General features: G+C 64.8%; 10 protein-coding genes. 1 reads left to right on the top strand and 9 read right to left on the bottom strand.

Annotation, left to right across the window (positions count from 1 at the left end; translation table 11 throughout):
* Positions 1-235: 235 nt before the first annotated feature.
* From phhA to HBH1_RS11265, 6 genes are all read right to left on the bottom strand, one after another.
* On the bottom strand, positions 236-1,117 hold the full coding sequence (phhA, locus tag HBH1_RS11290; RefSeq protein WP_006465139.1) for a phenylalanine 4-monooxygenase: 882 nt from the start codon (positions 1,115-1,117) through the stop codon (positions 236-238).
* 80 nt (positions 1,118-1,197) lie between these two features.
* Complete coding sequence (locus HBH1_RS11285; protein WP_077236185.1) at positions 1,198-1,923, bottom strand: GNAT family N-acetyltransferase; 726 nt, start codon at positions 1,921-1,923, stop codon at positions 1,198-1,200.
* A 14-nt stretch (positions 1,924-1,937) separates the two neighbouring features.
* Complete coding sequence (locus HBH1_RS11280; RefSeq protein WP_102662824.1) at positions 1,938-3,170, bottom strand: multifunctional CCA addition/repair protein; 1,233 nt, start codon at positions 3,168-3,170, stop codon at positions 1,938-1,940.
* A gap of 10 nt (positions 3,171-3,180) precedes the next feature.
* Positions 3,181-3,882 (bottom strand): glutathione S-transferase family protein, encoded by a 702-nt coding sequence (locus tag HBH1_RS11275; RefSeq protein WP_102662823.1) that lies wholly within the window; start codon positions 3,880-3,882, stop codon positions 3,181-3,183.
* A gap of 44 nt (positions 3,883-3,926) precedes the next feature.
* Complete coding sequence (locus tag HBH1_RS11270) at positions 3,927-4,895, bottom strand: complex I NDUFA9 subunit family protein (RefSeq protein ID WP_102662822.1); 969 nt, start codon at positions 4,893-4,895, stop codon at positions 3,927-3,929.
* Positions 4,896-4,954: 59 nt separating this feature from the next.
* Entirely contained in the window at positions 4,955-6,967 is a 2,013-nt protein-coding gene (locus HBH1_RS11265) for a lytic transglycosylase domain-containing protein (RefSeq protein WP_102662821.1), read from the bottom strand.
* A 34-nt stretch (positions 6,968-7,001) separates the two neighbouring features.
* On the opposite strand from HBH1_RS11265, the gene HBH1_RS11260 reads away from it, so the two are divergent.
* The gene (locus HBH1_RS11260) at positions 7,002-7,598 is read left to right on the top strand and encodes a 5-formyltetrahydrofolate cyclo-ligase (protein WP_233207584.1); all 597 of its coding nucleotides are present in this window, start codon (positions 7,002-7,004) and stop codon (positions 7,596-7,598) included.
* A gap of 103 nt (positions 7,599-7,701) precedes the next feature.
* Here HBH1_RS11260 and metF read toward each other — a convergent pair whose 3' ends face one another.
* The 3 genes from metF to ahcY all read right to left on the bottom strand — a co-directional run bounded on the left by metF (position 7,702) and on the right by ahcY (position 10,440).
* Positions 7,702-8,544 (bottom strand): methylenetetrahydrofolate reductase [NAD(P)H], encoded by an 843-nt coding sequence (gene metF, locus HBH1_RS11255; RefSeq protein ID WP_102662819.1) that lies wholly within the window; start codon positions 8,542-8,544, stop codon positions 7,702-7,704.
* A complete protein-coding gene (locus HBH1_RS11250; RefSeq protein ID WP_006465147.1) occupies positions 8,541-8,894 on the bottom strand; it encodes a phage holin family protein in 354 nt (117 codons plus the stop codon). The genes metF and HBH1_RS11250 overlap by 4 nt, the downstream gene beginning before the upstream one ends.
* 145 nt (positions 8,895-9,039) lie before the next feature.
* Positions 9,040-10,440 carry an adenosylhomocysteinase gene (gene ahcY, locus HBH1_RS11245; protein WP_208399168.1) on the bottom strand — a complete coding sequence of 467 codons (1,401 nt, stop codon included), beginning with the start codon at positions 10,438-10,440 and terminating at the stop codon, positions 9,040-9,042.
* Positions 10,441-10,476 lie beyond the last annotated feature (36 nt).

The following is a 10,476-nucleotide window of genomic DNA, read 5'->3' as shown; positions in this document are numbered from 1 at the left end:
GCGTGGGCGGGCGGTACCAGCAAGGTGCTGGCGGCCAGCAGCAGGGTGGACAGGATGGGCTTGAAGGGCATGGCTGACTCCTTGGTGACGGACAATGAAGTCGATCATTGTCTGTAGCCAAGGCGGGCCTTTCTTGACCTGCATCATCGCGTCTTGAAAGGTCAGCAATCTGACCGGCGGCCTCGAAGTTCTTCAGTGAGTCTTCAACGAGGCCGCCTGCCGATCTCTTCAGGTTTCAGCGATTCGGTGGCAGGTTGGTCTCGCCCGGCAGCAGGCTGTGGGCGGACAACGCTTCCTGTTGCTTCAGTCGCTCATAGATGGGCGTGAAATCGGGCGCAGTGTCATTGAACAGTTGCTCGAAATCGCGGATGACGAAATAGGTTTCCTGGTAGGTATCGATCTTGTAGAGCGTGCGCATGATGCGCTCCACGTCGAAAGGTACGCGGCGTGGCTGCTCGCTGGAGAGGCAATATTCCACCTCGCCGCCGGAAGACAGGATGCCGGCGCCGTAGATGCGCAAGCCCTGTTCGCTCTGGATCAGGCCGAACTCGATGGTGTACCAGTACAGGCGTGCCAGGTAGGCCAGGCCGTCGAGCTTGAGCGCCTTCAGGCCGCCCTTGCCGTATTCCTGCAGGTGATTGGCGAAGACCGGATTGAACAACAGCGGTACGTGACCGAAGAAGTCGTGGAACACGTCGGGCTCGACGATGTAGTCGAATTCGTGTTCTTCCCGCAGCCAGACCGTGACCGGGAAGCGGCGGTTGGCCAGATGCTCGAAGAAGGTGTGGTCTGGTACCAGGCCCGGCACGGCCACCAGCTGCCAGCCGGTGGCCTTGAAGAGTGCCTCGGTGGTCTGGTCGAAGCGCGGGATGCCTTGCGAGACGTCCAGGGCCTTCAGGCTGTCGATGAAGACATCGCAGGCACGCCCCGGGATCAGGCGCGCCTGGCGTTCATACAGACGCCGCCACAGTGCGTGCTGGGCCGGCGTATAGGCCTCCCAGTTCTGGGCCACGACGTAGTTGGCGTCGGCCTGGCTGTAGTCGCCGCGCAAGGCGCCGCTATCGGACTTGGTGGCGACGGTGGCAAAGAAATCGTCAGTGTTGGGATTGGTGCTCATGGCATACCCGTTATCAAAGTGAGGCGCATATTATGCGCCCCCTTGCCGGGATGGTCATGCGTGGCGGTGCGGGAGTGACTCTATGCGCCCGGCGGAGGCGGCGTCCGGTCCTTCTTGTCGCTGCCGATGCCGGTCACGCGGGCGCCCCATTTGAGCAGGGCCTTGAAGTTGGCCTTGACGATGTAGTCGAGCATGGCGACCTGCTCTTCCACGGCCTCCTGGAACACCGTGGCCGAATTGGCGGGCTTGATCTTGAGGTAGGCATCGGCTTCGCCGTAGTCACGATGGATTTCCATGCCGGCCTTCTTGGCGATGTGCATCATCACCTTGTTGGAGGAGAGGCAGTGCATGTACAGCGTATCGACGTCGGCATTGCGGCAGCGCATGGAAGCCCGCATGAACAGGCGCGTTCCCACGCCCAGCCCGCGTGCGGCGGCCGTGACGGAGACCCCGAACTCGGCCACCACCGGCTTGATGGTGGCGCCGCTGATGCGCGTGCTTTCCTTGGGCGCGAAAGCCAGATGCCCCACCCCCAGCAGGCGCAGGCGCCGGTCGTAGACGCCGAAGACGGTATCGCGTTCGAAGTTGATGCCCTCGACATAGCGCGTCACCATCTCGTCGGAGAGCTTGGAGCCGAAGCGCAGCAGGCGATCCTTTTCTTCCAGCGCCAGGAAGTGGCGCAACAGGTGACGCCGCGAGCGGGGTGACAATTCCTTGACGAAGACATGCGGCTTCTCATGTCGCTCACCAGCGGCCGCAGAGGCGCCGCGCAGTCGTTGCATCCAGCGGGTGAAGGGGTTGCTCATGGTCGGCCTCTGCTTCAGTGCTGCACCGGCCGGTGCTGCGCGACGAAGGCCTCGACCTGGGCGGTACGGGCTGCCAGGATGGCCTCGGGGATGCGTTGCGGCTGCGTCTGCTGGCCTGCAATGGCGCCGGCATCGATCTGTTGCGCGGCCTGCAGCGCACCCTCCAGATAGGGCGCCTGCGGGAAGGGCTGCTGCTCCAGGCCGGTGCGGCCGCGATGATCACACTCGGCGGCGCGCAGCATGTCGATGAAGCGCTGCGGCTTGCGGAAGGCGTCGCAACGGGCGAAGAACCTGACCAGCGTATCGGGACGCATCTCGAAGGCGCGGCCGACGTTGCCGTGCTCGCGAGCCGTCATCAGCGCCAGGTCGCGACATTCACCGGGTACCTTCAGGCGGGCGCAGACCTGCTCGGCCAGGCGCTCGCTGCGTGCTTCATGACCGTGATGGCGTGGCCACATCTCGGGCGGCGTGCTGCCCTTGCCGAGGTCGTGCAACAGCGCGGCGAAGCGGATGGGCAAGGAGAAGCCCTGTGCCGCTGCCCAGTCCACCACCAGCATGACATGCACGCCGGTATCGATCTCGGGATGCCACTTTTCCGGTTGCGGCACGCCCCACAGCGCGGCCAGCTCGGGCAGGATGCGCTGCAATGCGCCGCAGCTGCGCAATACCTCGAACATGCGTGAGGGCTTGCGCTCCATCAGGCCACGTGCAAGCTCCTGCCATACGCGTTCGGGCACCAGGGCATCGACTTCACCCTCTTCGACCATGCGCTGCATGAGCGCCTGGGTCTCGGGGGCCACGCTGAAATCGGCGAAGCGCGCCGCAAAGCGCGCCAGCCGCAGGATGCGTACCGGGTCCTCGATGAAGGCATCGGAGACATGGCGGAACACGCGGCGCTCGATATCGGCTCGGCCCTGATAGGGATCGACCAGGGTGCCATCCTCGTCCTGGGCGATGGCATTGATGGTCAGGTCGCGGCGCGCCAGGTCTTCTTCCAGCGTGACGTCGGGCGCGGCATGAAAGGCGAAGCCCTTGTAGCCGGGCGCGGTCTTGCGCTCGGTGCGGGCCAGGGCGTATTCCTCCTGGGTCTCGGGATGCAGGAACACCGGAAAATCCTTGCCCACCGGACGAAATCCCCGCTCCAGCAACTGCTGCGGGGTGGCGCCGACCACCACGTGGTCGCGGTCCTTCACCGGCAGGCCCAGCAAGCCGTCGCGCACTGCGCCGCCGACGGTGTAGATCTTCATCTTGCTTGCCTCACTTGTGATCGGGAAGGACTTCCTTCTCGGCCAGCGCCTCGGCGATCCAGCGTGCCACCGCCGGATGCGCGCGCACGCGGTCGGCGTAGGCCTGCAGGGCCGGGGCCAGCGGCACCTGGTAGCTGATGAAGCGCATCACCACGGGCGCGTAGAAGGCGTCGGCGATCGAGAAATCGCCGAACAGGAAATCGTGATGGCCGAACTGCGACAGGCATTCTTCCCAGATTTCGCAGACGCGGCCGATATCGGCCTGCGCCTCGGGGGTGCGGCCCTGGCCGGGGTAACGACCGCGGATGTCCATGCTCATGGCGCTGCGCAGGCCGGTGAAGCCGGAGTGCATCTCGGCGCAGATGCTGCGGGCGATGGCGCGGGCGTCGGTGCGTGCCGGCCACAGGCCACGGTCGGGGAACTGTTCGGCCAGGTATTCGCAGATGGACAGCGAATCCCAGATCGCGATGTCGCCATCCAGCAGCACCGGCACGCGGCCGGAGCCGGTGTAGCGGGCGATGTCGGCGGCGGTATCGGGCTGGTCCAGCAGCACGCGCACTTCCTTGAAGGGGATGTCGAAGGCGACCATGGCCACCCACGGTCGCATCGACCAGGACGAGTAGTTCTTGTTGGCGATCACCAGCGTGGGCATGTGGCGGCCGGCTTTTTGCAGCGTCTCGGACAGTACCGGATCAAGTTCAGTGTCTTGCATGGGGGCTCGTTTCTTGAAGGTCAAAAGCGCGGTGAGCGACAGGCTCAGCGCCGCGCGGTGCTGCGAAAAAGGTCGAACTGCTGTTGCGGGCTGCGCGAGGACAGGTAGCCGGGGACGATCTCCTCGACCGACCGGGGGGCAAGCCGCAGTTCGGCTGCGATGGGGCCGTGCAGTACGTTGTCCACTTGCATGGAGGCTACGTTGTCGCGGCTCATCAGCTTGCCGGGCAGGTGTTCCAGGGCGAAGGCCTGCAGCCAGCCCAGGGCATCCGGCAAGCCTACCACCGGGCGCGGGTGGCCACTGTACCAGCCCGCCAGACGTACCAGATCACGCAGGGCGTATTGCCTGGGCCCGCCCAGCTCGAACACCTTGCCGCCCAGGCGCGGCAACGCCAGCGCATTGACGAAGGCCTGTGCCACGTCACCCACATAGACCGGCTGGAATCGCGCCTGGGCGCTGCCCAGCGGGATCACGGGGAACATCCGGTTCAGGCCGGCAAACATGTTGAGGAAGTTATCTCCCTCGCCCAACACCACCGACGGCCGGAAGATGGCCACATCCAGCGCCGGCGAGGCCAGTGCTTCCCGTTCGCCGGCTGCCTTGGAGCGCAGGTACATCGATGGCCCCTGGGCATCGGCGCACAGCGCGCTCATGTGCAGGTAGCGCGGTACGCCTTGCTGCACGCAGGCGGCGACGATGCGGCGCGGCAGCAGGACATGCTGGCGTTCGAAGTCGGGGCCATAGGGCGCGCCACCGCGTGCCGGGCGCGACTGCAGGATGCCGACCAGATTGATGACTGCATCAGCCTCGGCCACCAGCCGCGCCAGCACGGCGTCGTCATGGATATCGGCCTGTACCACGCTGACCACCGGCGACACCAGCAGATGCTTGGCGCGCTCGTAGCGGCGCGTGGGGACCATGATGCGATAAGCGGTGCTGCTGCCCAGCAGTTCCACCAGCCGCGTGCCGATGAAGCCGGAACCACCGATGACGAGGATCTTCCTGACTGCCATTTGTCACTCTCCGATTTCCTGTTGGCCGCCGGCCATCGCCGACAGCGCGGGCGACGGGATCAGGGCAGGTCGGTGGCGACGTTGGAATTAGGCGCCACCGTGCCCATGCGCTGCTTCAGCGATTGCGGGCGGTTCTCGAACATGGCCGCATAGTAGGTCGCATTGGACATCACGTTCTTGACATAGCCCCGGGTTTCATTGAAAGGGATGATCTCGGCGAAGATCGCGCCTTCCACCGGACGCGGCAAGGTCGCGCGCCAGGTACGGGGGCGGCCGGGGCCGGCGTTGTAGCCGGCGGTGGCCAGGGTTTCCGAGCCTTCCATGTTGTTGAGCACCATGTCGAGGTAGCTGGTGCCCAGCAGCAGGTTGGTGTTGATGTCGTTGACCTGGTCGGCGGTGAATTCGCTCATGCCGATCTTCTTGGCGACGAACTTGGCGGTAGCTGGCATCAACTGCATCAGGCCGGAGGCCCCCACATGGGAACGGGCCGACTTGATGAAGCGCGATTCCTGGCGGATCAGGCCATAGACCCAGGCGTTCTCCATGCCCAGCGGCTTGGTGGCGGCGTTCATCTCGGGCAGGTGCGGGGCCGGGAAGCGCTGGGTGAAATCGAATTCACTGCGGGTGCGATCGGAGGTATTGACCATGCGGTCCAGCACGTCGCTCTGGCGCGCGTACTCGGCGGCGGCCAGCAGCTGGCGGTCGCTCATGTTGCGCAATTCCCAGTTCCATTCGCGGATGGCTTCGAAGCGCAGGTTCAACTGATAGAACTTGAGCGAACGCTTGAAGCCGGCATTCTGCGAATACAGCGCCACTTCGCCAGCGCCGGGCGGCGTCGGTCCGGGCGGGATGCTGATCTTCTGGCCCAGCTCTTCCAGGGCCAGCTGGCCGTAGAAGCTGAAGTTGGGTGCGATCGATTCGAACAGGCGACGCGCGGCGTCGGTCTGCCCTTCTTCCTTCAGCGCACGGCCCAGCCAGTAGACCCAGGCGGTGTCGCTGCGCAGCGGGGCCGGCATGGCCTCGATGGTCTTGCGCACGGTCTTCCAGTCGCCATCGCGCAGGGCCATGCGGACCTTCCACTGCATGGCATCTTGCGTGAGCGCTGCATCCTTGGCGCGGCGCCAGTAATCGGAGGCTTCCGGCGCCAGCTTGTAGGACGCCGCCAGCGCGATCTGCGCCCAGCCCTGGGCGACTTCCTGCGCCGTCATGTTGCGCCCGGCATCGCCGAGATAGGTGGCGGCCTGGGTCGGATTGCTCTTGGCGATGCGGCCCAGTGCGATGATGTAGAGCTGGTGGTTGGCAGCACCCTTGCCCGGCCCTTTGGCCAGCATCAGCGCGGGGCGGTCCATGACCTGGGTGACGCCGACATCGCCGCTATCGACCAGCACGGCGGCGCGACGGGCGACGGTGGCATTGCCGTTCTCGGCCGCCTGGCGGATCTGGAACCAGACATCGGCCTGGCTGAACTGGCCGTTCTGGGCCAGCGTGGAGATCAGGTCGCTGCAGCCCTGGCCATAGTCCTTGGGGTTGCTCAAGAGGGCGCGTGCTTCCTCGGCCACGTTCTCACCCTTCAGGGCGCGCGAGTTGAGGGCGAAGCACTTGACCTGGACATCGTCGTTGAGCACGAACTTGGGGTATTGCTCGTCGAAGACGGTCCAGTTGCCGGTCTTGCCCAATGCCAGCAGCCAGTCGTTGCGCAGGCGGTCGACGATGGCCTGGCCATCCCAGCGTGCCAGGAAATCGCGGATATCCTGTTCACTGGCGCTATAGTCGCGCACGCGCGGCTTGAGGCGATAGTAATCGACGTAGGAGGCCAGCTCGTAGCCGGACAGGCGCGCGGCCAGGTCCTGCGCCAGCGCGGCATTGTCGCTGGCAGCGGCCTGGCGCAGGGCGAGGAAGAGATCGTCGGGCGCCGCGTCCGGGGCCAGGCGTTTCTGGGCGTGGGCCGCTGGCGCCACGATCAGGACGGTGCCGGTCGCCACGACCAGGGGCAGCGCCAGCGAGGTGGCCAATGAGGCGGCCAGCGCGCGCAGGCGCTGGTTGAACGGATGTTTCTTCGGACGCATACTCATGCAAGCTTCTTCATGCAGATTGATGGAACAAATAATGAACCCAAGCATAGCACGCGATGCACCCGCTCCGGAGACCGAACAGGCCCTCGCGGTGCTGCACAAGAATGCCCTGCGCGCCGACCTGCTCGGACGTCGCAAGGCCCTGGGCGACGCGGACAAGCTGCGCGCCGAACAGCGCATCGGCCAGCGTGTGGTGGATTGGTGCGTCGGCTCGGCCATCACCAGCCTGGCGGTATATCAGCCGATACGGCGTGAACCCGACCTGGCTGACGCCTATAACGCGCTGGCAGCGCACGGCGTGGACCTGTGCCTGCCGGTGGTGGTGGGGCGGGAGATGCCGCTGGAGTTTCGCCGCTGGCGCCCGGGTGATGCCCTGGAAAAGGATGCCATGGGGACCAGGGTACCGCCGGCAGGTACCGCAGTGGTCCAGCCGCAGGCCCTGCTCATTCCCTGCCTCGGCTTCAACGAGGCCGGGTTCCGGCTGGGTTACGGGGGCGGCTTCTATGACCGCACCCTGGCCGGCCCGGTGCGGCCGCTGGCGGTGGGCGTGTGTTATGGCTTCGGGCTGGTGGCGTTCGAACCGCAGACGCATGACGTGCCACTGGAAGCCATCCTCACCGACGTCGGCTGATGTGGGCTGATGTCTTCCAACCATTCGCCATTATCGATTGGACAATGAAAAAGCCGGGCCAAGGCCCGGCTATGCGACTGGCACCCGCTTGCCAGGTGTGGCGTTACTTGACCAGTTGCTGCCAGATCGCCTCGGTGGGGGCGGCCTGGTTCAGTGAATAGAAATGCAGACCCGGTGCGCCACCGGCCAGCAGGCGCTCACACAGCTGCGTGACCACATCCTGGCCGAAGGCGCGGATCGATTCCGTATCGTCGCCATAGCTGGCCAGCTTGAGACGGATCCAGCGCGGGATCTCGGTGCCGCACATGTCCGAGAAGCGCATCAGCTGCGAGTAATTGGTGATGGGCATGATGCCGGCGATCACCGGCACGGTCGCGCCCAGGCGAGCGGCCTCGTCCACGAAGCGGAAGTAGGCATCGGCGTTGTAGAAATACTGGGTGATGGCTGCATTGGCGCCGGCCTTGACCTTGCGCGCGAAATTCTGGACATCGTCCTGCGGCGAACGGGCCTGGGGATGCATTTCGGGGTAGGCCGCCACTTCGATGTGGAACCAGTCGCCGGTCTCGGCGCGGACGAACTCGACCAGTTCGTTGGCATGGCGGAACTCACTGGATGCCTGGTCCATGGCGCCATAACCGCTGGGCAGGTCACCGCGCAGCGCCACCAGGCGCTTGATACCGTTGGCGCGGTAATCGTCCAGGATGGCACGCAGGCTGGCACGCGAGCTGCCGATGCAGGACAGGTGCGGTGCCGCCTGATGGCCTTCGCCGATGATCTCCAGCACGGTGTCGCGGGTACCCTGCTGGGTGGAGCCGCCGGCGCCGAAGGTCACCGAGAAATAGCGGGGCTGCAATTGGGCCAGCCGGGCGCGGGTGGCGCGCAGCTTTTGCGCGCCTTCGGCGGTCTTGGGCGGGAAGAATTCGATACTGAAATTATGCGTACTCATTGATTCGATCCCGATTTCAGCAACAGCGTCGACAAGGCCCAGGACACGATGCTATAGAGCAGCGCGCCGCCCACGGCAGACCAGAATCCGGCCACGTGGAAGCCGCCCACCAGTTGCGCCACGACCCAGAACATCAGGCCATTGATGACCAGGATGAACAGACCCAGCGTGACCACCGTCACCGGCAGGGTCAGCACGACCAGCACCGGGCGCACGATGGTATTGACGAAACCCAGGATGAGCGCGGCCAGCAGGGCCGAGCCGAAGCTGTCGACCTGCACCGAGTGCATCAGGTAGGGAACGGCCAGCAAGGCCAGGGCGTTGATGAGCCAGGTCAGCAGCAGGCGCACGGAGATTCCTTTCGACCCCGTCAGGGGAGTGATGAAGACAACAGCGGCCACTGTGAGCGCGGCGCCCCTGGGGACGCCGCACGGGCCGCTGGATCAGACGTTGCCAACCATGCAGGGCCGACGTGAGGCCGGCCGCTGGCATGGATCAGTAGCGGTAGTGTTCCGGCTTGTACGGACCTTCCAGCTTCACGCCGATGTAGGCGGCCTGCTCTGGCGTGAGTTCGCTCAACTGGGCGTTGAGCTTCTTCAGTTGCAGGCGGGCGACCTTCTCGTCGAGGTGCTTGGGCAGGGTGTACACGCCGACCGGGTAGGCCTTGGTGTTGACGAACAGTTCGATCTGGGCAATGGTCTGGTTGGCAAACGACGAGCTCATCACGTAGGACGGGTGGCCGGTGGCGCAACCCAGGTTGACCAGACGACCTTCGGCCAGCAGGATGATGCGCTTGCCGTCCGGGAAGATCACATGGTCGACCTGCGGCTTGATGTTTTCCCAGGTGTACTGCTTCAGGGCGGCGACTTCGATTTCGTTGTCGAAGTGGCCGATGTTGCAGACGATGGCCTGGTCCTTCATCTTCTTCATGTGCTCATGGGTGATCACATGGTAGTTGCCGGTGCAGGTGACGAAGATGTCGCCATGTTCGGCGGCATAGTCCATGGTCACCACGCGATAGCCTTCCATGGCGGCCTGCAGGGCGCAGATCGGGTCGATCTCGGTGACCCAGACCTGGGCCGACAGCGCGCGCAGGGCCTGGGCCGAACCCTTGCCGACGTCACCGTAGCCGGCCACGATGGCGACCTTGCCGGCGATCATCACGTCGGTGGCGCGCTTGATGCCGTCCACCAGCGATTCGCGGCAGCCGTACAGGTTGTCGAACTTGGACTTGGTGACCGAGTCGTTGACGTTGATGGCCGGGAAGGCCAGCTTGCCTTCCTTGTGCATCTGGTACAGGCGATGCACGCCGGTGGTGGTCTCTTCGGTGACGCCCTTGATTTCCTTGAGGCGCTTGGAATACCAGTTGGCATCCTTGGCCAGGTAGCGCTTGATGGCGTTGAAGAGGCAGACCGCTTCTTCGGAGTCAGGTTTGGCCAGGACCGAGATGTCGGTCTCTGCGCGCGCACCCAGGTGCAGCAGCAAGGTGGCGTCGCCGCCGTCGTCCAGGATCATGTTGGAATAGCCACCGTCGGTCCATTCGAAGATGCGGTGGGTGTATTCCCAGTATTCGTCCAGGTTCTCGCCCTTGACGGCGAACACCGGAGTGCCGTTGGCGGCAATCGCGGCAGCGGCGTGGTCCTGGGTCGAGTAGATGTTGCAGGACGCCCAACGCACCTGCGCACCCAGTGCTTCCAGGGTCTGGATCAGCACGGCGGTCTGGATGGTCATGTGCAGCGAACCGGTGATGCGGGCACCCTTGAGCGGCTGGGAAGCGGCGAATTCGTCACGGATCGCCATCAGGCCCGGCATTTCGGTCTCGGCGATCTTGATTTCCTTGCGGCCCCAGTCGGCCAGGTTGATGTCGGCGACGATGTAGTCTTGTTGAGTAGTCATGGCAATGGCGCTGTTCACGCCCTCCTTTCATGAAAA

Source organism: Herbaspirillum sp. BH-1 (assembly GCF_002870055.1).
Taxonomy (GTDB): Bacteria; Pseudomonadota; Gammaproteobacteria; order Burkholderiales; family Burkholderiaceae_D; genus Herbaspirillum; species Herbaspirillum frisingense.
This window is presented reverse-complemented; position numbering and strand designations above follow the sequence as displayed.